Source organism: Neorhizobium tunisiense (assembly GCF_039631515.1).
Taxonomy (GTDB): Bacteria; Pseudomonadota; Alphaproteobacteria; order Rhizobiales; family Rhizobiaceae; genus Neorhizobium.
The window spans coordinates 255,116-275,512 of sequence record NZ_JBDIUU010000003.1 but is presented as its reverse complement, the minus strand read 5'-3'; the positions used below and the strand labels follow the sequence as shown (position 1 = coordinate 275,512).

Here is a 20,397-nt window from a genome sequence, read left to right as displayed (position 1 = left end):
AAGAACCGGATGGTCAGACTTTTCATTTTTCTCGTTGTGGTGCTGGCTCTCGGCTGGGGTTTCTCCTGGCTTGCGGATCGCCCCGGCCTGATTTCTATCACCTGGCAGGACCACCTGATCGAAACCAGCCTGATGGTGGCCGCCACCGCCTTGGTCGCGCTGGTCGGCTTTGCGATGCTCCTCTGGTGGATCGTCGGGGTGATCTGGACTTCGCCCTATTCCGTCCGCCGCTATTTTCGCGCCCGCAAGCGTGACCGTGGTTACCAGGCGCTGTCGACCGGCCTGATCGCCGCCGGCGCCGGCAATGCGCTGCTTGCCCGCAAGATGAGCCTGCGCACCCGCGGCCTGATCAGTGCAGACCAGGAGCCACTGATCCATCTTCTCGAAGCCCAGGCGGCGCTCATCGAAGGCAAGCACGACGAAGCGCGCAAAAAGTTCGAGCAGATGGCCGAGGATCCGGAAACCCGCGAACTCGGCCTGCGCGGCCTCTACATGGAAGCCCGCCGGCTTGGTGCCAACGAGGCCGCCCGCCAATATGCGGAAAAGGCTGTCGAGCATGCGCCCTACCTGCCCTGGGCCGCCCAGGCGACGCTCGAATCCCGCAGCCAGTCCGGCCGCTGGGACGATGCGATCCGCCTGCTCGACCAGCAGCGCATGGCCAATATCCTCGAAAAGCCGCAGGCCGAGCGCTGGAAGGCGGTACTTTTGACCGCCAAGGCTAACGACCGGCTGGAAGGCGATCCAAAGGGCGCTCGCGACGATGCCATGGCAGCCCTGAAATTCGCCAAGGACCTGGTGCCCGCCGCCGTCATCGCCGCCAAGGCCTGGCTGCGCGAGGACAATGTCCGCAAGGCCGCATCCACCCTCGAAGGCGTCTGGAAGCTCGGCCCGCATCCGGAAATCGCCCGCGCCTATATTCGCGCCCGCAGCGGCGACAGCACGGTCGACCGGCTGAAACGCGCCGAAAAGCTCGAGGCTATGCGCCCCAACAATGTCGAATCGCTGCTGGCCGTCGCCCAGGCGGCACTCGATGCCCAGCAGTTCAAGAAGGCACGTGCCAAGGCGGAAGCCGCCGCCCGCATGCAGCCGCGCGAGGCCGTCTACCTGCTGCTCGCCGATATCGAGGAAGCCGAGACCGGCGACCAGGGCCGCGTCCGCCACTGGATGGCGCAGGCGCTGCGCGCCCCGCGGGACCCCGCCTGGGTGGCCGACGGTTTCGTCTCGGAAAAATGGCTGCCGCTTTCCCCGGTCACCGGACGGCTCGATGCCTTCGAGTGGAAGGCGCCGTTCGACCAGCTCGAAGGCCCGGTCGAGGAAGGTTCGCTCGCGGCCGATACGGCAATCGCCAGCCTGCCGCCTGTCCGCGAGGTGCCGGCCGCAAGCCCGGCGCCGCCACCCGGCAGCGTAAGCGCCGAGCCGCGCGCCGAGGAGACGCCGAAGCCGATCCTCGTCGAGGCCAAGCCCGCACCGCAGGAGGCAAAGCCGCCCCGGAAGGAGTTAGCTGTTGCAGCAAAAACACCAGCGACCGCGAATGTGACGCCGAAGGACGGAAAATCCCCTGAAAATGGGGAGGAGCCCGTTCCCTTTTTCGGGCGTCCGCCCGATGATCCGGGTGTGAAAGATCCCGACGCCGCGCAGCCCGCAACGAGGCTCCGGCTCTTTTAAGAATGGCGAGGGCCTGGAGATAGATGTTAGATCGCATTCAGGCCTTCCTCCACACTCTGACCGGATCCCACCATACGCAAGAATTCGCACCCGATGATCCGCGGGTGGCCTTCGTCGCGCTCTGTTTCCAGGTCATGGAGGCAGACGGCAACATTTCCGATCGGGAACAGCAGAAGTTTCGCGACCTGCTGCGCGAGCGCTACGACCTCAGCGAGGATCGCCTGAAGGCGCTGATCGAGGTTGGCCACCAGGCCGGCAGCGAGGCGGTCGATTATTACCGCTTCACGTCCGATCTCAGAAAACACCTCGTCAATGAAGACGACCGCGTCGAGCTGCTCGGCATCCTCTGGGATATCGTCTACGCCGACGGGCAGCGGAGCGAGATCGAGGATCACGTGATCTGGAGGATCGCCGATCTTCTCGGCGTCTCGGCGCGCGACAGGGTTCTGGAGCGCCAGCAGGCCGCCGCCCGCGCAACCGCGGGAGACGACCAGGGAGGAGACTGAGGCGTTGTTGAAACGCTGATACTTGCCGGCCGGCGCTTCAGGCCGGCTGAGGCGATCTCTCTTCCCGATCCGGCGCTTCGAGGCTGTCGATCCGGCGCAGCTTCGGGAAGCTCATCGACCAGATGATCGCAACCCCGAGCGTGCCGATGCCGCCGATCACGACCGCCGGCACGGCGCCGAAGATCGAGGCCATCGTACCCGCACGGAATTCCCCGAGCTCGTTGGACGCGCCGACGAACACCATGTTGACCGCATTGACCCGGCCGCGCACCTCGTCCGGCGTCCACAGCGCGATCAGCGTCTCGCGCACATAGACCGAGATCATGTCGGATGCGCCCATCAGCATCAGCGCCGAAATCGACAGCCAGGGCGTCACGGAGAGACCGAAGACCAGCGTGCCGACCCCGAACAGCCCGACGCCGATGAACATCGCGATGCCGGCATGGTGGCGGATCGGATAGAAGGCGAGGTAGATCGCGACAATGATGGCGCCGACGCCCGGCGCGGCACGCAGCATGCCAAGCCCCCAGGGCCCGAGTTCGAGAATATCGCGCGCAAAGATCGGCATCAGCGCCACGGCGCCGCCGAGCAGGACCGCGAAGAGATCGAGCGAGATCGCCCCAAGCACGATCTTTTCCTGGGAGATGAACTTGAAGCCGGCCAGGATCTGGCCCCAGCTCACCTTTTCCGCAGCGTTGCGCTGCGGAGGTTTCGGGATCGTGAAGACAAGGGCTGCTGCGAGGATGAGAAAGACCAGTGCGACCGAATAGGCGGAAACTGCGCTGAGGCCGTAAAGCAGGCCGCCGGCCACCGGGCCGAGGATCGCCGCCGTCTGCCAGGACGAGGAATTCCAGGCGACCGCATTCGGCAGGTCCTGTTCCGGCACCAGGTTCGGTCCGAGCGACTGGACGGCAGGGCCCATGAAGGCGCGCTCGATGCCGAACACGATCAGGATGCCGAACACCGGCCAGGGCGAAAACGAATGAGTGACGGTGAGTGCCAGAAGGGCGCCGGCGCAGAGCGCCCCGACCACCATGCAGATTGCGACGATCACACGGCGGTTATAGCGGTCGGCGACCGAACCGGTGACGAGGATCAAAAGCAGCGACGGCAGGAACTGGAAAAGCCCGATCAGGCCGAGATAGAGCGGATTGCCGGTTTCGTCATACATCTGCCAGCCGACCGCGACGCTGATGATCTGGATCGCGAAAGCCGAGAAAAGCCGGGAAAAGAAGAAGCGAGTATAGGATGAGTGCCGGAAGGCGGCGAAACGATCGCCCGTGGCAGAATTGGACATGAGGCAGCACTTTCAGCGGAGCCGGAAGCCGACATTATGCCCGGCACCCGTTAAACATGAATCGGGAGAGCCCCGGACACGGCACTTGCTCGTTAGTTCGTCAATGTCTACATGTCTGTCAACAAAGAAATGGAGACGTTAATGCTCGCCCTGTTTCAGACCATCGATTTGGCCTTGAACCTCTATACCTGGGTGCTGATTGCCAGCGCCATCTTCTCGTGGCTCTATGCCTTCAACGTCATCAATTCGAGAAACCAGTTCGTCGATGCGATCGGCCGTTTCCTCTTCAACGTCACCGACCCGGTGCTGCGGCCGATCCGTCGCATCATGCCGGATCTCGGCGGCATCGACATCTCGCCGGTCATCCTGCTCTTGATCATCTTCTTCATCCGCTCGCTGATGTGGACGTCGATCTATCCGCTGTTTGCGTGAGCGGTCCCTACAGCAAGCATTCCGATCATCTGCGGCTCGCAATCCGGCTCACCCCGAATTCGGGCCGCAATGCTGTCGAGGGCATCGAGACCGCCGCCGATGGCGACGTCTTCCTGAAGGCGCGCGTCACCGCGGTGCCCGAGGACGGCAAGGCCAACAAGGCGCTGATCCTGCTGCTGGCCGACACGTTCCGCCTCCCCAAATCCTCCATTTCGATCCTGTCGGGCGAAACCGCGCGCAAAAAAATCCTCCGGATCGATGGCGACCCGGAGGATTTGGAGAAAAAGCTGGAAAAGGTCCTGAAAGCCTGACGGCTTACTTGCTTGCCTTGTAACGCTCGATCGCCTCGACGATCAGCGTCTTCGCCACGTCGACATTCTGCCAGCCGCCGATCTTCACCCATTTGCCGGGCTCCAGATCCTTGTAGTGCTCGAAGAAATGCTCGATCTGCTTCAGCGTGATCTCGGGCATGTCGGTGTAGTTCTTGATCTTGTCGTAGCGCTGGGTCAGCTTCGGAACCGGCACGGCGATGATCTTCTCGTCCTTGCCGCCGTCGTCTTCCATGATCATCACGCCGATCGGGCGCACGTTGATGACGCAGCCCGGAACCAGCGGACGGGTGTTGCAGATGAGGACGTCGATCGGGTCGCCGTCTTCCGAAAGCGTGTGCGGTACGAAGCCGTAATTGCCCGGATAGGTCATCGGCGTGTAAAGGAAGCGGTCGACGACGAGAGCGCCGGCTTCCTTGTCCATTTCGTACTTGATCGGCTGGCCGCCGACCGGCACTTCAACGATGACGTTGACGTCTTCAGGCGGATTCTTGCCAACGGAAATTGCATCGATACGCATTCTGGTCCCCGATGAGGTTCGACAAAGTTAAGCGTCGATAGCGGGAATCATGCTGCAAGGCAACAAGCCTTTGAGACCAATGTTGAACCGCATTGCGTGCCGCAACATTAGAAACCGTTCAAATTCAGAGCGTTGAAGGTTGACCGTTCAGGACCAGACGAAACCGATCTTGCGAAGCTGCGTGCCGCCGAAATCCTCCATGCCTTCGGCAAGGTCCACGCCGCCGTGCCGGCGGAAGAAACGCGCCGCATGCTCGCTGTCCTCCAGACACCAGACGACGAGACCTTCGCAGCCGAGCGACTTCAGGAGCCGGCGGCTTTCCCCGAACAGGCGGCGACCAAGGCCGATGCCCTGAAATTCGGGACGCAGATAGATCTCGTAGATCTCGCCGTCATAAGGCAGGGCACGGGCGCGGTTGAGGCCGATCGTGGCGTAACCGGCGACCTGGTCAGCGACATCAAGCACCAGCAGGGTCGCGGGACCGCGCGTTGCCTTGCACCACCATGCCTCGCCCCGGCGCTCCAGCATCTGGGTCAGCGGCTTGTGGGGAATGAGCCCCGCATAGGCCTGAGTCCACGCCTGACGATGCGCCTCCGAAATGGCGCGGGCGTCTTGCGGTTCGGCCCGCCGGACATCGATCGACAACGTTTTCATAACGCTTACTCTAGGCCCTGAAGCAGGCAATCCGCCATTCCGCCAATATGCGTAGAACGGATTGCCCACAGACTTCTCATGTGGACGACGAGGCAACGTTAACGTGTTTTTAACCTTTGCGACAAGGGCGGACGGACCCTCAACACAGAAAAAACCCCGGCATTTCTGCCGGGGTTCGAAAGGCTTTGAGAGCGGGCTATAGAAATCAGGCGATCTTCGCCTTGCCGAAGCGCTTGCGGTCGTTGGCGTCGAGATAGGTCTTGCGCAGCCGGATGTTCTTCGGCGTCACTTCCATCAGCTCGTCATCCTGGATCCAGGAGAGCGCGCGGTCGAGCGTCATGCGGATCGGCGGGGTCAGCCTGACGGCTTCGTCCTTGCCGGCAGAACGGATGTTGGTCAGCTGCTTGCCCTTGAGGACATTGACCTCAAGGTCGTTGTCTCTGCTGTGAATGCCGATGATCATGCCCATATAGACCTTTTCGCCCGGCTCGATGATCATCGGGCCACGGTCTTCCAGGTTGAACATCGCATAGGCTACGGCTTCGCCGGCCTGGTTGGACAAGAGCACGCCGTTGGTGCGGCCGCCGATTTCGCCCTTGTAGGGCTGATAGCTGTGGAACAGGCGGTTCATGATCGCCGTGCCGCGGGTGTCGGTCAGAAGTTCCGACTGGTAGCCGATCAGGCCGCGGGTCGGCGCGAAGAATACCAGGCGAACGCGGCTGCCGCCGGACGGACGCAGCTCGGCCATTTCGGCCTTGCGCTCGGACATCTTCTGCACGACGACGCCGGAATGTTCTTCATCAACGTCGATGACGACTTCCTCGATCGGCTCCATCAGCGTGCCGTCTTCGTCCTTGTGCATGACGACGCGCGGACGCGACACGGCAAGTTCGAAACCTTCGCGGCGCATGGTTTCGATGAGAACCGCGAGCTGCAATTCGCCGCGGCCGGACACGTAGAACGAATCCTTGCCCTCGGCTTCCTCGATCTTCAGCGCGACATTGCCTTCGGCTTCCTTGAACAGGCGGTCGCGGATGACGCGGCTCGTGACCTTGTCGCCTTCGGTACCGGCCAGGGGTGAGTCGTTGACGAGGAAGGACATGGTGACGGTCGGCGGGTCGATCGGCTGTGCGTGCAACGCCTCGGTGACGGACGGGTCACAGAACGTGTCGGCGACCGTGCCCTTGGAGAGGCCGGCGATGGCAACGATATCGCCCGCATGCGCTTCGTCGATCGGCGTACGCTCGATGCCGCGGAAGGCGAGGATCTTGGAGATGCGGCCGGTTTCGACCGTCTTGCCGTCCTGGGAGAGCACCTTGACGGCCTGGTTCGGCTTGATCGAGCCGGAATGGATACGGCCGGTGATGATGCGGCCGAGGAAGGGGTTGGCTTCGAGCAGCGTGCCGATCATGCGGAACGCGCCGTCTTCGTCACCGACGCTCGGCTCGGGAACGTGCTGCAGCACCAGATCGAGAAGCGGGGCAAGGCCCTGATCCTTCGGGCCTTCCGGATTGACGTTCATCCAGCCATCGCGACCGGAACCGTAGAGGATCGGGAAATCGAGCTGTTCGTCGGTGGCGTCGAGATTGGCGAACAGGTCGAAGACTTCGTTGATGACTTCTTCATGGCGACCGTCCGGGCGGTCGATCTTGTTGATCGCGACGATCGGGCGAAGGCCGACCTTCAGCGCCTTGCCGACCACGAACTTGGTCTGCGGCATCGGGCCTTCGGAAGCGTCAACGAGAACGATCGCGCCGTCCACCATCGACAGGATACGCTCGACTTCACCGCCGAAGTCGGCGTGGCCGGGCGTATCGACGATGTTGATGCGAACACCCTTCCACTCGATCGACGTCGCCTTGGCAAGAATAGTGATGCCACGCTCCTTTTCGAGATCGTTGCTGTCCATCATGCGCTCGACGGTGCGCTGGTTTTCACGGAACGAGCCGGACTGCTTCAGGAGTTCGTCGACAAGAGTGGTCTTCCCATGGTCGACGTGTGCGATGATCGCGATATTTCGCATTTTCATGTTTTGAATCTCTGAGCTCTTGGCGCGGCAACGGGAGGCGGCACCCAATTCGTTTTGCGGCCTCATACCCTGTTTTTCGCATTTGCGAAAGGGGTGAGCGCGATGATGGTTGATGGCTGTTTCGCCACCAGCCCGCTGCGCCTCAAGAGGGGGCCAAGAGGAGCGGCAGGAAGGCGGTCGCCACGATTGCAATGACGGCCATGGCCACGCCGAGCCGGATCGACCCCTGCGCGACTGCCACCAGATCGATGTTGCGATCTGGCGCTACGGTATTACGACCGCCGCATGACAGGCCGATGATTGGCAAATCTGCGGCCCTGCCTATCCCGGAAGGTCGGGATCGCGACGCGCTCAGGCGTCGCTGCCGGAAAGCTCCTCGACCATCGCGAGGCCCTTTTTCTTCAACATTGCCTTCGGGTCCGGCAGCTTTCCGCGGAAGGCCTTGTAGGCCTCTTCCGGATCGATCGAGCCCCCGACGGAATAGATATTGTTCTTGAGCTTGCGGGCCGTGACCGGATCGAAGGCGTTGCCGGTTTCCTCGAAGGCGGAGAAGGCGTCCGCATCGAGCACTTCCGACCACATGTAGGAATAGTAGCCCGCCGAATAACCGTCGCCCGAGAACACGTGCTGGAAATGCGGCGTCGCGTGGCGCATGACGATGGAGGCCGGCATGCCGATCTCGTCGAGCACTTCCTTCTGCACCGCCATCGGATCTTCGACCGCCCCGCGGGTATGAAACGCCATGTCCACCAGCGCCGACGAAGTGAATTCCACCGTCGCGAAGCCGGCATTGAAGGTGCGCGCCGCCAGCACCTTGTCGAGCAAGGCCTTCGGCATCGGCTTGCCGGTTTCATAATGCACGGCATATTTCTCGAGGATTTCCGGCACGGTCAGCCAGTGCTCGTAAAGCTGCGACGGCAGCTCGACGAAATCGCGCGACACGCCGGTGCCGGAGACCGACGGATAGGTGACATCCGACAGCATGCCGTGCAGCGCGTGGCCGAACTCGTGGAACAGGGTGCGGGCGTCGTCGATAGACAGCAAGGCCGGCTTGCCTTCGGCGGGCTTGGCGAAATTGCAGACGTTGTAGATGATCGGCAGTTCGCCCGTCGCGCCGTTCTTCAACGGCAGCTTGTGCTGCGACTGGAGCGAGTTCATCCAGGCGCCGGAGCGCTTCGAGGACCGGGCGAAATAATCACCGAGGAACAGCGCCTTCAGAGAGCCGTCCCGGTCGCGGACCTCGAACACCCGCACGTCAGGATGGTAGGCCGAAACACCCTTCACTTCGACGGCCTTGATGCCGAACAGGCGCTCGGCGACATCGAAGCAGGCCTCGATGATCTTTTCGAGCTGCAGATAGGGCTTCAGCTCGGTTTCGGAGAAATCGAAGGTCCGCTGGCGCAGCTTCTCGGCATAATAACGCCAGTCCCACGGCATGACCTCGTGGTTCTTGCCCTCCTCGGCGATCAGGCCGCCAAGGCTCGCCTCTTCCTCCAGCGCCTTGGAGCGCGCCTTGTCCCACACCTGGCGGAGCAGCGTATTCACCGCCTCGGACGTCTTCGCCATCGTGTTGTCGAGCTTGTAGGCGGCGAAGTTTTCGTATCCGAGCAGCTTTGCCTTTTCCGCCCGCAGCGCCAGCGTCTCGCGCACGATGCCGAGATTGTCGGTGTCGCCGCCGTTCTGTCCGCGCGCCGCCCATGCCTTGAAAGCCTGTTCGCGCAGGTCCCGGCGGGTCGAGAAGGTGAGGAACGGCTCGATAATCGAGCGCGACAGCGTCACCATATAACCGTCCGTCTCGCCGCGCTCACGGGCCGCGGATGCCATCGCATCCCGCAGGAACGCCGGAAGACCCTCGAGTTCGGCCTCGTCGGACAATTTCAGCGACCAGCTCTTCTCGTCGCCCAGCACGTTCTGGCCGAACTTGGCGCCAAGCCCGGCGAGCTTCTCGTTGATATCGGCAAGCCGTTCCTGCTCGGCCTTGGCGAGCTTTGCGCCGGCCTTGACGAAACCCTTCCAGTGACGTTCCAGCACCCGCTCTTCCTCGAGCGTCAGGCCCAGTTCCTTGCGGTTGTCCCAGAGCGTGTCGATGCGGGCAAACAGAGCCGCATTCATGCCGATCTTCGAATAATGGCGGGACATTTTTGGCGCGATCTCGCGCTCAAGTGCCTGGATATTCTCGTTGGTATGAGCACCGGCCTTGCCCCAGAACAGGGCCGAAACGCGCGACAGGGCATCGCCTGCGGTCTCCAGCGCAACCACCGTGTTGGTAAAGGTCGGCTCTTCCGGATTGTTGGCGATCGCATCGATCTCCGCCTCATGGTCGGCAAGCGCCGCGTCGAAGCCGGGAGCGAAGTCCTCGTCCTTCACCTGATCGAAGCGCGGCAGGCCGTGATGGCCGTTCCAGTCCACCAGAGCGGGATTCACCAGAAGATTAGAAGACATGAATATATATCCTTCATAACGATGCGTCGCCATTCATATAGGAGAAGGCGGCGCGAATGGGTATGCGCCCGCCCATTTTCATCTTTCAGCAAGAAATCATACACAATAATTAACGGTTATTAACCATTTGACGCAGTGCAGTATTCAAAGGTAGTTTTGGCGCAGTATCCGATGAAACAGGATATAGCCATGGAAATCAGTTCCTTGCGCTGGTCTACCAACTTACTGCAAAGAGACCACTCTCGAAACAACAAAGTCGAGAAATCCTCCGAGCATGGAAGTCGGCAGAGCCAGATCACCTTTCAGGTGCCCGACACGGATGAATCGCCGATCGATTATTCGGCGATCTCCCCGCGGGATCTGCGTGCGCTCGCCCTGGAAAACTACCAGGCCGGCAGGATCGACCAGGACACTTACACAACCCTGTCCGAAGAACTTCCCACCCACGCCGTCGATGCTCAGGGACAATTGATGGACCTGACGCAGGTCACCGACGAAACCGGCTTCAATTTCCACGATTATTACCGCAACCAGCTTGAAATCGCCATGTCGCTCGGCGATACGCCCCGCGCCAACGTCCTTCGCGCGGTTATGGCTTTCATCGAAGTCTGATCAGGCAAGCTTAGCCGTATCCTACCTTCAGGCCCGCCGATAGCCGAACAGGCCCGGTGCCGAGTGCCAGAGCGCCTGCACCGCAAAGCCGATGAAAAGCAGGCCGGAAAGCCGGACGATCACCCTCTCGTGTTTGCGATAGAACCGCCGCACCACGCCGGCGCCGATGATCCCGATCAGCACCAGATCGGCCGTCAGAAACCCGATCAGCGACACGGCGAGAAGAAGCGGCAGCTCGCTGAAATCCAGTGCATCGGCTGAACTCGCGAGCAGTGCCGTGAAGGTCGCCAGCGCCACCGGATACCCCTTCGGATTGGTCAGCCCGAAGATCAGTCCGCGCCGAAGTGGCTTTTCGACCGTCACCAGAGCGCCGCCATCCTCCTTCGGCTTCGCCCGCAACGCACTCCAGCCGATCCAGCCGAGATAGAGGCCGCAGAAAACCCCGAGTATGTCGAAGAGGGTGGTACCGACCGTCTTGGCGCCGATGATTGCGACCAGCGCCAGCCCGGACCAGAGGACGTCTCCTGCCAGATGGCCGCCCATGAAGAAGGCGCCAGCCTGCCTTCCCTGCCCGGCACCAATGCCGAGCAGCGCCAGGAATGCCGGGCCGGGAATGAGCGTATAGGCGAGCGCCGCGAAAAAGGCGCCGGCAAGCAGCGATGAGGACATGGGTGAACTCCGTCGGAAGGCTGCGACAATCTCGCCTCCGGTTTTACCGGTGTCAATGCAACCAGCGCCCCCTTTTCCACTTGCCTCGTACCCGAAAGATAGTAAGGGTGCCTTATGAAATTCGAGGAAGAGGCGAAGGGTGCCGAAAAGCATATGGACATTCTGGGGTCCCTGATCATCGACAGTGCCCGGCTGCTGCGCGCCGCCTTCGAGCGTCGCATCGCCCAGGCAGGTCTGGGACTGACCCCCGGGGAAGCCCGCGCCCTGATCAACATCGCCGCTCTCGACGGCAGCCGCCAGCTCGACATCGCTGCCCGCATGGGCGTCGAGCCGATGACGCTCTGCGCTTATCTCGACAAGCTGGAGGCGCTCGGACTGGTCGAAAGGCAGCAATGCTCCGCTGACCGGCGCGCCAAGCGGATCAAACTCACCGAGACTTCCGGCGAGATGATCGGTTCGATCCGCAACGAATTGAACGTCATCCTCACCCAAGCGACCGAAGGCCTGAGCGAGGAAAACAACCGCATCCTGCGCGAGGCGCTGGCGCTGTTCAACGCCAATCTGCAGGCCGCTGTCCCTTCCGCCGCACTGCAGACTTTAGCTGATGAAAGCCGATAACATGCCGCCTGCCCCCGCTCGGATGAGCGAGCGCCGAACCACGATCATCGGCGCCCTGCTGACGGCGATCGGACCGATTTCCATGGCGATCTACACCCCGGCGATGCCGGAACTGGTGCGCGCCTTCGACACCACGGAAGCGGCGATCAAGATGTCGCTGTCGCTGTATTTCGCGGGCTTTGCGCTGGCGCAGCTGGTCGCCGGTCCCGTCTCCGATGCCTTTGGCCGCAAGACCGCCTCATTGAGTTTCCTGCTGATCTATCTTGCCGGTTCGCTGCTGGCGGCCTTTGCGCCAACGGTCGAATGGGTGCTCGCCGGCCGCCTGATCCAGGGTATCGGCGCTTCCGTCGGCATCACCGTGTCGCGCGCCATCGTGCGTGACCAGTTCAACGGCGGCGACGCGGCCCGGATCATCAACACGATGGGCATCATCCTGGCGATCGGGCCATCCCTCGGTCCGACGATCGGCGGTCTTGCGCTTGCCGCCTTCGGCTGGCGATCGGTCTTCCTGCTGATGGTCGGCTTCGGCGCACTGCTGGTCTTCCTGTCGACCGTCTGCCTGAAGGAAACCACGGTGCCCGATCGCAGCCGGCTGAAGCCGCTGCGGCTCGTCGAGGCCTATGCGGAAATCATCGCCTTGCCGCGCTTCCTGTTTACCGCGATTGTTCTGGCCGGCGCCGTAGGCTCTATGTATGCCCAGGCAGCGGTGCTGCCGTTCATCCTGATCGAGAAGGTCGGGCTGACACCGACCCAGTTCGGCCTGAGCATGCTGATGCAATCCGGCTTCTTCCTGATGGGTTCGGTCTGTCTGCGCGTCATCTCGAAATGGTTGCCGGCGGAACGCGCGCCGCTGGTCGGACTGATTTTCAGCGGCAGCGGCGGCCTCCTTATGGCCCTTTCGATCCACTACCTGCCGCCGTCCTTTCTGTCGGTGATGGTGCCGGTCGCAATGTGCGCCTTCGGGATCGCCTTCGTGTCGCCCTACATGACCGCCGCGGGCCTCATCCCCTTCCCGCATATTGCCGGATCCGCGTCGGCGATGATGGGCTTCATCCAGATGGGCGCCGGCTTCGTGGGCGGCGTCGCCGCCGCCTCGATCGGTTCGCCGCTGCCGGCCTTCGGCATCGTCATCCCCGCCATGCACCTGATCGCCGTGCTCAGTTACATCGGTTTCCGGATCGCCAGCCGCAGGGCATGAAAAAACCCGCCTCCCTTTCGGCAGGCGGGCTTCGGTGATCGGATTATTCGGATTTATTTGCCGAGGTTGCGCTTGGCGAGGGTGCGCAGGCGCAGCGCATTGAGCTTGATGAAGCCGGCGGCATCCTTCTGGTCGTAGGCGCCCTGGTCGTCCTCGAAGGTGACCAGCTTGTCGGAATAGAGCGACTTTTCGCTCTCGCGACCGATGACCATGACATTGCCCTTGTAGAGCTTCAGCGTCACTTCGCCTTCCACATGCTCCTGGCTCTTGTCGATCAGCGCCTGCAGCATTTCGCGCTCCGGCGAGAACCAGAAGCCGTAATAGATGAGCTCCGCGTAGCGCGGCATGATGTCGTCCTTGAGATGGGCTGCACCACGGTCGAGCGTGATGCTCTCGATCGCCCGGTGGGCGGCGAGCAGGATCGTGCCACCGGGGGTCTCGTAGACGCCGCGCGACTTCATGCCGACATAACGGTTCTCGACAAGGTCTAGACGGCCGATGCCGTTGTCCCGGCCGTAGTTGTTGAGCGCTGCCAGCAGGGTCGCCGGCGACATCGCGACGCCGTTGATCGAAACCGCGTCACCCTTTTTGAAGCCGACCTTGATGATGGTCGCCTTGTCCGGCGCCGCTTCCGGGGAGATCGTGCGCATGTGCACGTATTCGGGAGCCTCGATGGCCGGGTCTTCGAGAACCTTGCCCTCGGAGGAGGAGTGCAGAAGGTTGGCGTCGACCGAGAACGGCGCCTCGCCCATCTTGTCCTTGGCGACCGGGATCTGGTTTTCCTCGGCGAACTTCAAAAGATCGGTACGGCTCTTGAAGGCCCAGTCGCGCCATGGCGCGATGACCTTGATATCCGGGTTCAGCGCATAGGCCGAAAGCTCGAAACGGACCTGGTCGTTGCCCTTGCCGGTGGCGCCGTGGGCGATCGCGTCGGCGCCGGTCTTCCTGGCGATATCGATCAGATGCTTGGAGATCAGCGGGCGGGCGATCGAGGTGCCGAGCAGGTAGACGCCTTCATAGACGGCATTGGCACGGAACATCGGGAAAACGAAATCGCGCACGAATTCCTCGCGCACGTCCTCGATATAGATCTCCTTGATGCCGAGCATCTCGGCCTTCTTGCGGGCCGGCTCCAGCTCCTCGCCCTGGCCGAGATCGGCGGTGAAGGTCACCACCTCGGCACCAAGCTCGGTCTGCAGCCATTTCAGGATGATCGAGGTGTCGAGACCGCCGGAATAGGCGAGAACGACCTTCTTTACGTCTTTCGGGAGTGCCATGTCGATTTACGTCCGTCTGCGGGTGGTGGCGGCCTTGATAGGCCGTCGTGTCGTGAATGCGGCACTTTTAGCGAGTTTCCGAAGGCACGCAAGAAAAACCCGGCAAAACTGGTCAGAGATGGCGGCCGATGTTCATCCGCTGATGAAGCACGCGGACGATGAAAATTGTCTTGGACGTTTCCCGATAGACGATGAAGTGAGATTCGTATGCAAGCGCCAGATATCCGCGCTTGATCCCATCGATCTTCCGTCCGCTTCTCTCGCCCAGCGAGAGCCCTTTGCAAAAATCCCTTATCCCAAACGTATATTCTTCGGCCGACTGTAGCCCCAGGTCTCGTCAGTATAGTCGTAGATGTGGTCGATATCCGCAGTAGCCCTCGGCGCGAAGATCAGAGTTTTCATCGTTCGGCGCGTGCGGCCCGTTTCTTCTCGATGAATTCGTCGAAATCGAAAGGCTGCGGCTCGCCCGATGCCTCGCCCTCCTCGATCGCCGCACGGATCGCTTCGATACCGTCTTCGCTGTCCCGCAGCAGGCGCAGGGCCGCCTCCACGACTTCGCTTGCCGAACTGTAATTGCCGCCGTTCACCTGTCTGTCGATGAAAGCCGTCAGTTCCTCATCCACCGTAATCGACGTCATCTTGCCCATCAGGCTCTCCGGTGTGACCTGTCTGTCATGTTGACACTATCTGACGAGGGTACCATATCCCGCCCGACCTTTGAACAGCAGCGTCATAGAGGAATCTTGCCATGACCATCACTCATCCCGCTCTGAAGAAGGATAATGTCGCCGTGATTACCGGTGCCGCATCGGGCATCGGCCTTGCCGCCGCAAAGGAATTTGCCCGGATGGGCCTTTCCGTCGTCCTTGCCGATCTGGAGGGCGACAAGCTCGCGGAAGCAGCCCGCGAGGTCGCGGCTCTTGCCGAAGACGGCGAGGCGGATGTCGCCGCCATCGGCACCGATGTATCGAAGCCGGACGAGATTGAAGCGCTGGAACGCGCCGTCCTCCAGCGTTTCGGCCGGGTACATGTGCTGATGAACAACGCCGGCATCAGCCCCGGAAGCTCCATATTCGGGCCACAGGTCAACTGGGACAGCGTCTTTGCCGTCAACCTTCTCGGGGTCATCAACGGCACGAGGACGTTCGGACCCGCCATGATCGCCCATGGCGAGCCCTCGCTGATCATCAACACAGGCTCGAAACAGGGGATCACGACACCGCCCGGCAATCCCGCCTACAACGTCGCCAAGGCTGGCGTGAAAGCGTTCACCGAAGCGCTCCAGCACGAGCTGCGCAACACGCCGAACTGCCAGGTCTCCGCCCACCTCCTCATCCCCGGCTTCGTGTTCACCAGCCTGACCAAGGGCGACCGCATCGAAAAGCCCGCCGGCGCCTGGACGCCGGAGCAGACGGTCGAGTTCATGCTGGTGAGCCTGGAGCGCGGCGACTTCTACATCCTCTGCCCCGACAACGATGTGGACCGGGCAACCGACGAACGCCGCATGCTGTGGGCGATCAGCGACATCATCGAGAACCGTCCGCCGCTGTCGCGCTGGCATCCGGATTTCGCCGATGCATCAAAGGAATTCATCAACGGCCGTTGATAGATTGATTTGTGACGGCTTCGAAAGCCGGGTAAATGGTGCAATCCGTCCCCGGCCATTCGAGCGCACTTATGGAATTCCTGCCGAGCCTTGCCACCCTGCTTGCCTTCACCGCCGCCGGCCTGCTTCTGGCCCTGACGCCCGGGCCTGACATGACGCTGTCGATCAGCCGCGCGCTCGGCCAGGGCCGACGCCCGGCGCTGTTCGTGGTGCTCGGCACCAGTCTCGGCGTCGTCTGCCATACGCTGCTGGTCGCCTTCGGCATCTCGGCGCTGATCACCGCGTCGCCAACCGCCTTCTTCATCCTGAAGACCGGCGGGGCGGCCTATCTCCTGTGGCTGGCGATCCAGGCGATCCGCTTCGGCTCGAACTTTTCCGTCGAGCAGGTCGAAAAGACCGCAAGCAGCCCGCTTGCCAACATCTCGACGGGCTTCTGGGTCAATATTCTGAATCCGAAGGTCATCATCTTCTTCATGACCTTCCTGCCACAGTTCGTGACGGCCGGCGATCCGCATGTCACAGGCAAGCTGGTCTTTTTCGGCTTCTATTTCATCGTCATCGGCATGCCGGTAAACCTGATCGTCGTTCTTGCCGCCGACTGGCTTTCGGGGTGGCTGCAGGCCAACCCGAAGTTCCTGCGGGGCATCGACTACACTTTCGCCGGCGTATTCTCGATCTTCGCGGCGAAGATTTTCTTCACCCAGGCCCGGTAGGAGTGCCCCCGACAAGCGCTTCCAGACGTTCCGAAAGAAACAGCTTTTCCGCATCGGATTGGGAAAGCTCGATCGCCCGCCGGTAGGCAAGCCTTGCTTGATCCATTTGCCCGTCCCGGGCCAGAAGATCGGCTTGAACGGCATAAAACGGCTGGTACTCTACCAGAGCCATCGCAATGGGCTTGAGGCAGGCCAATGCGGCAGCCGGACCTTCCACATAGGACACGGCAACGATCCGGTTGAGCTCATAGACGGGATTGTCGGCGGTACGGGCGAGTTCCGCATAGAGCCAGGCGATCTGCTGCCAGTCCGTCTCCGCGAAGCTGGACGCCTCGGCATGCACGGCGATGATCGCCGCCTGCAACTGGTAAGCACCGGGTCGACCACGGCCGAGCGCCTGTTCGATAAGAGCGAGGCCTTGGGAGATTTCAGCCCGATCCCAGAGATTGCGATCCTGAGTTTCAAGCGTCAGGATTTCGCCAGCGGCACCAAGCCGGGCCGCACGGCGGGCGTGATGCAGCAGCATCAGCGCCAGCAGCCCTTCTATCTCGGGTTCGTCAGGGCGAAGCTCCGCCAGCAGCCGGCCAAGCCGGATCGCCTCCTCGCAGAGATCGGCGCGGAGGTGATGGCCACTTCCCGAAGAATAACCTTGGTTGAAGATCAGATAGACGACCGCGAGCACGCTTTCGAGCCGCGCCGCCCAGCCCTCCGATCCCGGAACCTCATAGGCTATGCCGGCTTTGGCAATCTTGTGACGGGCACGCACCAGCCGCTGGGCCATGGCCTCGTGCCCGTCCAGATAGGCATTCGCGATCTCTTCGGTCTTCAACCCGCAGACCGAACGCAGGGTCAAAGCCACGCAGGTCTTTTTGTCGAGCGCTGGATGGCAGCAGGCGAAGATCAGCTTCAGCCGCTCGTCAGCGATCGAATCCGTTTCGTTTGCCGTTGTAGATCCGCTTTCAAGCTCGATCAAATGGGCGATCTCCGCGGATTTCGCCCGAAAATTTGCGGAACGCCGCAGCCGGTCGATGGCCTTGCGGCGAGCGACCTGCATCAGCCAGGCATTCGGCGAGGCTGGCAACCCGTTGCGGTTCCAATGGACGAGCGCCGATTCCAGCGCGTCCTGAAGGCTGTCTTCGGCAAGCTGGAAATCCCTAAGCGAGCCGACGAGACTGGAGAGGAGACGGCCGCCATCCTGCCGGGCGATCCTGTCGATCGCCTCGGCAATGGGAGCCGTCGCCGCAGGGCCGCTCATCAGCGGTCGAAAACCATGATCGGCCGCACTTCCACCGCACCGTGAGCCGCCCCGGGGATCATCGCGGCATAGCGGATCGCATCGTCGAGCGAAGCGCAATCAAGGATGTAGAAGCCGGCAAGCTGCTCCTTGGTTTCAGCGAAAGGACCATCCATCGTTTCGGTCCTGCCGTCCCGCACACGCACGGTCGTGGCGGTCGTCGCGGGCTGCAGCGCATCGCCGGAAACATAGACGCCGTCGCGCTTATAGGTCTCGTTGGCGAGCTTGTAGCCCTCCATCATTCGGCCGAAATTCGGAGAATCGGGAGGCGTCATCGTTGCCGGGTTTGTGTAGATCAGCGCCATGTATTTCATGTTCGTCTCCTCGGATAAGCCATCGCCTCATTGCGATGGTGACCGATAACGAACGGGATGCAAGCGGATCGACATGCCCCGAAAACTATTTTTCGGACGCGTCAGTCGTCCTCGCCGTGTCCGGCGATCATCATCGCCTCGAAGGCGAGGCGGTCTGTCTTTCGCATCCGCTCCGACTCCGACTTCAGCTGGCCGCAGGCGGCCAGGATGTCGCGGCCGCGTGGGGTGCGGATGGGCGAGGCGTAACCCGCCTGGTTGATGAAATCGGCGAATTTTTCGATCTGCGCCCATTCCGAACACTGGTAGTTCGTGCCCGGCCACGGATTGAATGGGATGAGATTGATCTTGGCGGGAACGCCCTTCAAGAGCTGGATCAGCGCCTTGGCGTCCTCCAGACTGTCGTTGACGTCCTTCAGCATCACATATTCGAAGGTGATGCGGCGGGCGTTCGAAAGGCCGGGATAGTTGCGGCAGGCTTCGATCAGTTCCTTCAGCGGATATTTCTTGTTGATCGGCACCAGCATGTCGCGCAGGTCGTCGCGCACCGCATGCAGCGAGATCGCCAGCATCACGCCGATTTCGTCACCGGTCCGGAAAATTTCCGGCACCACGCCGGAGGTCGACAGCGTCACACGGCGTTTCGACAGCGACAGCCCGTCGCCGTCGGTGGCGATCAGCAACGCCGTCTTGACGCTTTCGAAATTGTAGAGCGGTTCGCCCATGCCCATCATGACGATATTGGTGACCTTGCGGTCGCCGGTCGGCACGAAAGCGCCCGGCGGCGTATCGGTGCCCGGAAAATCGCCAAGCCGGTCGCGTGCCAGCAGAAGCTGAGCGAGAATTTCTTCTGCCGTCAGATTGCGCACCAGGCGCTGCGTCCCGGTATGACAGAACGAACAGGTCAGCGAACAGCCGACCTGGCTCGAAATGCAGAGCGTACCGCGGCCCTCTTCCGGAATGTAGACGGTCTCGACTTCGACCGGGCGGCCGGCGCCGCGCGGCGGGAAGCGCAACAGCCACTTGCGGGTGCCGTCGTTGGAAACCTGTTCCTCGACGATCTCGGGACGCGCGATGGTGAAATGCGTCTTCAGCATCTCGCGCATGTCCTTGGCGACATTGGTCATCGCATCGAAATCGGAGACGCCGCGGATATAGAGCCAGTGCCAGAGCTGGCTGACGCGCATGCGCACCTGCTTTTCCGGTACGCCCTTTTCCTTCAGCGCCTGCGCCATGTCCTCGCGCGAAAGCCCGATCAGCGACGGCTTGGTGCCGAACAGATCCGGGTTGGCGACGAGCGGCGTCTTGATGGCGACCGGCGCCAGAGCCTCTGAGACTGACATTCTTTTATCCCGTTCGAACACATGCAGCTTTCCCACGCTTGATCAGCGGGAAAGTCAGGGCATGTTGAATGCGTGAAACCTGTATCGGCCCATCGGGCACACGTGCCGGACCTTCGTTGAGGCGGGGCTTTATCATCAAATAGCCGCCGCGTCACTATTCTTCAAGAAATGCAAAAGGCCGGTCACGAAACCGGCCTTTCAACTCTTACGGCATGAGGGCGCTTACTTGCAGGTTTCGATCTGCTTCAGCGCCGCCGCGATGCCTTGCAGCGAATAGGCATAGGAGGTCTTGGTGCCACGGCCGGAAACGGCGCTGACGCTCATGTTGTGACCGGTTTTCATCGCCGCGACGAGCGCCGGCTCCTCGGCCGCGTTCTCGACCCAGGCTGCCTTGTCCTTGGTGAACATCGTGAAGTTCTTCTTGTCGATCGTCACGGTGACCTTGGAATTGGCCTGCAGCGGATAACCGACCATCGCCTGCGGTTCGTAGGAAATGTTCTGGCCGGGGCGCTGCGAGACGATGAAGAAGATGTCGCCGTGGTCGACGCTGGCCGGTTCCTTGGTGGTCGGCACCGACAGCACATAGCAGACATTGCTGGCGCCCGACTTGTAGGAATAGGCGCCCCATGCCTTGAATTGCTGGATGCGGGTGGGACCGGCAGCCGCGGCTGCTGGCGCCTGGGCCGGCTGCGGCTTGGCCGGGGCGGTGGCCTTCGGCGCCTGAGCCGACGCCAGGCCGGCGCTGGCAGCCAAGATTGCCAATGCGGTTGCGATTGTTCTTACAGACATGGTCTCCTGCCGGTTTTGTTCGTTCAACGGCCCGAGCGGGCAAGCCTTGCCAGGCATGATCCTGATTCGGCGCATTTTGACTTGATCCTGGTT

Annotated in this window: 22 protein-coding genes; 9 read left to right on the top strand and 13 right to left on the bottom strand. The window is 61.8% G+C overall.

All coding sequences use genetic code 11. The annotated features are described in order from the left end of the window. Positions 1 to 9 precede the first annotated feature (9 nt). Positions 10 to 1,665, top strand: a complete 1,656-nt coding sequence (locus ABCW43_RS15435) for a heme biosynthesis protein HemY (RefSeq protein WP_345925939.1) — start codon at positions 10 to 12, stop codon at positions 1,663 to 1,665. A 23-nt stretch (positions 1,666 to 1,688) separates the two neighbouring features. After that, positions 1,689 to 2,171, top strand: coding sequence for a tellurite resistance TerB family protein (locus ABCW43_RS15430; RefSeq protein WP_345925937.1), 483 nt, complete (start codon positions 1,689 to 1,691; stop codon positions 2,169 to 2,171). Between the two features lie 37 nt (positions 2,172 to 2,208). On the opposite strand, the gene ABCW43_RS15425 is transcribed toward ABCW43_RS15430, so the two are convergent. After that, positions 2,209 to 3,468, bottom strand: a complete 1,260-nt coding sequence (locus ABCW43_RS15425) for an MFS transporter (protein ID WP_345925935.1) — start codon at positions 3,466 to 3,468, stop codon at positions 2,209 to 2,211. A gap of 141 nt (positions 3,469 to 3,609) precedes the next feature. Between ABCW43_RS15425 and ABCW43_RS15420 the strand changes: the two genes are divergently transcribed. Both ABCW43_RS15420 and ABCW43_RS15415 read left to right on the top strand, forming a co-directional pair. Beyond that, positions 3,610 to 3,900, top strand: coding sequence for a YggT family protein (locus ABCW43_RS15420; protein ID WP_245363925.1), 291 nt, complete (start codon positions 3,610 to 3,612; stop codon positions 3,898 to 3,900). Beyond that, positions 3,897 to 4,211 (top strand): DUF167 domain-containing protein, encoded by a 315-nt coding sequence (locus tag ABCW43_RS15415; RefSeq protein ID WP_345925931.1) that lies wholly within the window; start codon positions 3,897 to 3,899, stop codon positions 4,209 to 4,211. The genes ABCW43_RS15420 and ABCW43_RS15415 overlap by 4 nt, the downstream gene beginning before the upstream one ends. A 4-nt stretch (positions 4,212 to 4,215) precedes the next feature. Here ABCW43_RS15415 and ppa read toward each other — a convergent pair whose 3' ends face one another. From ppa to ABCW43_RS15395, 4 genes are all read right to left on the bottom strand, one after another. Further along, positions 4,216 to 4,749, bottom strand: coding sequence for an inorganic diphosphatase (gene ppa, locus ABCW43_RS15410; protein WP_046605240.1), 534 nt, complete (start codon positions 4,747 to 4,749; stop codon positions 4,216 to 4,218). Between the two features lie 147 nt (positions 4,750 to 4,896). Then, on the bottom strand, positions 4,897 to 5,403 hold the full coding sequence (locus ABCW43_RS15405; protein WP_345925926.1) for a GNAT family N-acetyltransferase: 507 nt from the start codon (positions 5,401 to 5,403) through the stop codon (positions 4,897 to 4,899). Positions 5,404 to 5,608: 205 nt separating this feature from the next. Then, a complete protein-coding gene (typA, locus tag ABCW43_RS15400) occupies positions 5,609 to 7,432 on the bottom strand; it encodes a translational GTPase TypA (protein ID WP_345925924.1) in 1,824 nt (607 codons plus the stop codon). 351 nt (positions 7,433 to 7,783) lie between these two features. After that, positions 7,784 to 9,874 carry a M3 family metallopeptidase gene (locus tag ABCW43_RS15395; protein WP_345925922.1) on the bottom strand — a complete coding sequence of 697 codons (2,091 nt, stop codon included), beginning with the start codon at positions 9,872 to 9,874 and terminating at the stop codon, positions 7,784 to 7,786. Positions 9,875 to 10,063: 189 nt separating this feature from the next. Here ABCW43_RS15395 and ABCW43_RS15390 point away from each other — a divergent pair, with 189 nt between their 5' ends. Further along, complete coding sequence (locus tag ABCW43_RS15390; protein WP_345925920.1) at positions 10,064 to 10,486, top strand: hypothetical protein; 423 nt, start codon at positions 10,064 to 10,066, stop codon at positions 10,484 to 10,486. Positions 10,487 to 10,513: 27 nt separating this feature from the next. Here the strand turns inward: ABCW43_RS15390 and ABCW43_RS15385 are convergent, their stop codons facing one another. After that, positions 10,514 to 11,155, bottom strand: coding sequence for a LysE family translocator (locus ABCW43_RS15385; protein WP_345925919.1), 642 nt, complete (start codon positions 11,153 to 11,155; stop codon positions 10,514 to 10,516). Positions 11,156 to 11,269: 114 nt separating this feature from the next. On the opposite strand from ABCW43_RS15385, the gene ABCW43_RS15380 reads away from it, so the two are divergent. Both ABCW43_RS15380 and ABCW43_RS15375 read left to right on the top strand, forming a co-directional pair. Next, positions 11,270 to 11,773 carry a MarR family winged helix-turn-helix transcriptional regulator gene (locus ABCW43_RS15380; RefSeq protein WP_445738950.1) on the top strand — a complete coding sequence of 168 codons (504 nt, stop codon included), beginning with the start codon at positions 11,270 to 11,272 and terminating at the stop codon, positions 11,771 to 11,773. Positions 11,774 to 11,795: 22 nt separating this feature from the next. Then, positions 11,796 to 12,971, top strand: a complete 1,176-nt coding sequence (locus tag ABCW43_RS15375; protein ID WP_345926239.1) for a multidrug effflux MFS transporter — start codon at positions 11,796 to 11,798, stop codon at positions 12,969 to 12,971. 53 nt (positions 12,972 to 13,024) lie between these two features. On the opposite strand, the gene ABCW43_RS15370 is transcribed toward ABCW43_RS15375, so the two are convergent. The 3 genes from ABCW43_RS15370 to ABCW43_RS15360 all read right to left on the bottom strand — a co-directional run bounded on the left by ABCW43_RS15370 (position 13,025) and on the right by ABCW43_RS15360 (position 14,895). After that, positions 13,025 to 14,248 (bottom strand): argininosuccinate synthase, encoded by a 1,224-nt coding sequence (locus ABCW43_RS15370; RefSeq protein WP_345925917.1) that lies wholly within the window; start codon positions 14,246 to 14,248, stop codon positions 13,025 to 13,027. Between the two features lie 112 nt (positions 14,249 to 14,360). Then, positions 14,361 to 14,516 (bottom strand): type II toxin-antitoxin system RelE/ParE family toxin, encoded by a 156-nt coding sequence (locus ABCW43_RS28835; RefSeq protein ID WP_445738954.1) that lies wholly within the window; start codon positions 14,514 to 14,516, stop codon positions 14,361 to 14,363. A 130-nt stretch (positions 14,517 to 14,646) separates the two neighbouring features. Next, the gene (locus tag ABCW43_RS15360) at positions 14,647 to 14,895 is read right to left on the bottom strand and encodes a type II toxin-antitoxin system ParD family antitoxin (protein WP_007765803.1); all 249 of its coding nucleotides are present in this window, start codon (positions 14,893 to 14,895) and stop codon (positions 14,647 to 14,649) included. A 101-nt stretch (positions 14,896 to 14,996) separates the two neighbouring features. Between ABCW43_RS15360 and ABCW43_RS15355 the strand changes: the two genes are divergently transcribed. Continuing rightward, positions 14,997 to 15,854, top strand: coding sequence for an SDR family NAD(P)-dependent oxidoreductase (locus ABCW43_RS15355; RefSeq protein WP_345925912.1), 858 nt, complete (start codon positions 14,997 to 14,999; stop codon positions 15,852 to 15,854). 71 nt (positions 15,855 to 15,925) lie between these two features. Beyond that, positions 15,926 to 16,567 (top strand): LysE family translocator, encoded by a 642-nt coding sequence (locus ABCW43_RS15350; protein WP_345926237.1) that lies wholly within the window; start codon positions 15,926 to 15,928, stop codon positions 16,565 to 16,567. Here the strand turns inward: ABCW43_RS15350 and ABCW43_RS15345 are convergent. The 4 genes from ABCW43_RS15345 to ABCW43_RS15330 all read right to left on the bottom strand — a co-directional run bounded on the left by ABCW43_RS15345 (position 16,551) and on the right by ABCW43_RS15330 (position 20,304). Beyond that, positions 16,551 to 17,822: an RNA polymerase sigma factor gene (locus ABCW43_RS15345; protein ID WP_345925910.1), complete on the bottom strand. Its 1,272-nt coding sequence runs from the start codon at positions 17,820 to 17,822 to the stop codon at positions 16,551 to 16,553. The two genes, ABCW43_RS15350 and ABCW43_RS15345, sit on opposite strands and share 17 nt — an antisense overlap. After that, complete coding sequence (locus ABCW43_RS15340) at positions 17,822 to 18,175, bottom strand: YciI family protein (RefSeq protein ID WP_345925908.1); 354 nt, start codon at positions 18,173 to 18,175, stop codon at positions 17,822 to 17,824. The genes ABCW43_RS15345 and ABCW43_RS15340 overlap by 1 nt, the downstream gene beginning before the upstream one ends. Before the next feature lie 101 nt (positions 18,176 to 18,276). Further along, positions 18,277 to 19,515 carry a dual-specificity RNA methyltransferase RlmN gene (gene rlmN, locus ABCW43_RS15335; protein WP_345925906.1) on the bottom strand — a complete coding sequence of 413 codons (1,239 nt, stop codon included), beginning with the start codon at positions 19,513 to 19,515 and terminating at the stop codon, positions 18,277 to 18,279. A 222-nt stretch (positions 19,516 to 19,737) separates the two neighbouring features. Beyond that, the gene (locus ABCW43_RS15330; RefSeq protein ID WP_345925904.1) at positions 19,738 to 20,304 is read right to left on the bottom strand and encodes an invasion associated locus B family protein; all 567 of its coding nucleotides are present in this window, start codon (positions 20,302 to 20,304) and stop codon (positions 19,738 to 19,740) included. Between the last annotated feature and the right edge of the window lie 93 nt (positions 20,305 to 20,397).

Bases quoted from the DNA above. Each gene is read 5' to 3' on its own strand.
- ABCW43_RS15435 (WP_345925939.1), top strand. From the start codon at position 10: ATGGTCAGACTTTTCATTTTTCTCGTTGTGGTGCTGGCTCTCGGCTGG.
- ABCW43_RS15430 (WP_345925937.1), top strand. From the start codon at position 1,689: ATGTTAGATCGCATTCAGGCCTTCCTCCACACTCTGACCGGATCCCAC.
- ABCW43_RS15425 (WP_345925935.1), bottom strand. From the start codon at position 3,468: ATGTCCAATTCTGCCACGGGCGATCGTTTCGCCGCCTTCCGGCACTCA.
- ABCW43_RS15420 (WP_245363925.1), top strand. From the start codon at position 3,610: ATGCTCGCCCTGTTTCAGACCATCGATTTGGCCTTGAACCTCTATACC.
- ppa (WP_046605240.1), bottom strand. From the start codon at position 4,749: ATGCGTATCGATGCAATTTCCGTTGGCAAGAATCCGCCTGAAGACGTC.
- ABCW43_RS15405 (WP_345925926.1), bottom strand. From the start codon at position 5,403: ATGAAAACGTTGTCGATCGATGTCCGGCGGGCCGAACCGCAAGACGCC.
- typA (WP_345925924.1), bottom strand. From the start codon at position 7,432: ATGAAAATGCGAAATATCGCGATCATCGCACACGTCGACCATGGGAAG.
- ABCW43_RS15395 (WP_345925922.1), bottom strand. From the start codon at position 9,874: ATGTCTTCTAATCTTCTGGTGAATCCCGCTCTGGTGGACTGGAACGGC.
- ABCW43_RS15390 (WP_345925920.1), top strand. From the start codon at position 10,064: ATGGAAATCAGTTCCTTGCGCTGGTCTACCAACTTACTGCAAAGAGAC.
- ABCW43_RS15385 (WP_345925919.1), bottom strand. From the start codon at position 11,155: ATGTCCTCATCGCTGCTTGCCGGCGCCTTTTTCGCGGCGCTCGCCTAT.
- ABCW43_RS15380 (WP_445738950.1), top strand. From the start codon at position 11,270: ATGAAATTCGAGGAAGAGGCGAAGGGTGCCGAAAAGCATATGGACATT.
- ABCW43_RS15375 (WP_345926239.1), top strand. From the start codon at position 11,796: ATGAGCGAGCGCCGAACCACGATCATCGGCGCCCTGCTGACGGCGATC.
- ABCW43_RS15370 (WP_345925917.1), bottom strand. From the start codon at position 14,248: ATGGCACTCCCGAAAGACGTAAAGAAGGTCGTTCTCGCCTATTCCGGC.
- ABCW43_RS15360 (WP_007765803.1), bottom strand. From the start codon at position 14,895: ATGGGCAAGATGACGTCGATTACGGTGGATGAGGAACTGACGGCTTTC.
- ABCW43_RS15355 (WP_345925912.1), top strand. From the start codon at position 14,997: ATGACCATCACTCATCCCGCTCTGAAGAAGGATAATGTCGCCGTGATT.
- ABCW43_RS15350 (WP_345926237.1), top strand. From the start codon at position 15,926: ATGGAATTCCTGCCGAGCCTTGCCACCCTGCTTGCCTTCACCGCCGCC.
- ABCW43_RS15345 (WP_345925910.1), bottom strand. From the start codon at position 17,822: ATGAGCGGCCCTGCGGCGACGGCTCCCATTGCCGAGGCGATCGACAGG.
- ABCW43_RS15340 (WP_345925908.1), bottom strand. From the start codon at position 18,175: ATGAAATACATGGCGCTGATCTACACAAACCCGGCAACGATGACGCCT.
- rlmN (WP_345925906.1), bottom strand. From the start codon at position 19,515: ATGTCAGTCTCAGAGGCTCTGGCGCCGGTCGCCATCAAGACGCCGCTC.
- ABCW43_RS15330 (WP_345925904.1), bottom strand. From the start codon at position 20,304: ATGTCTGTAAGAACAATCGCAACCGCATTGGCAATCTTGGCTGCCAGC.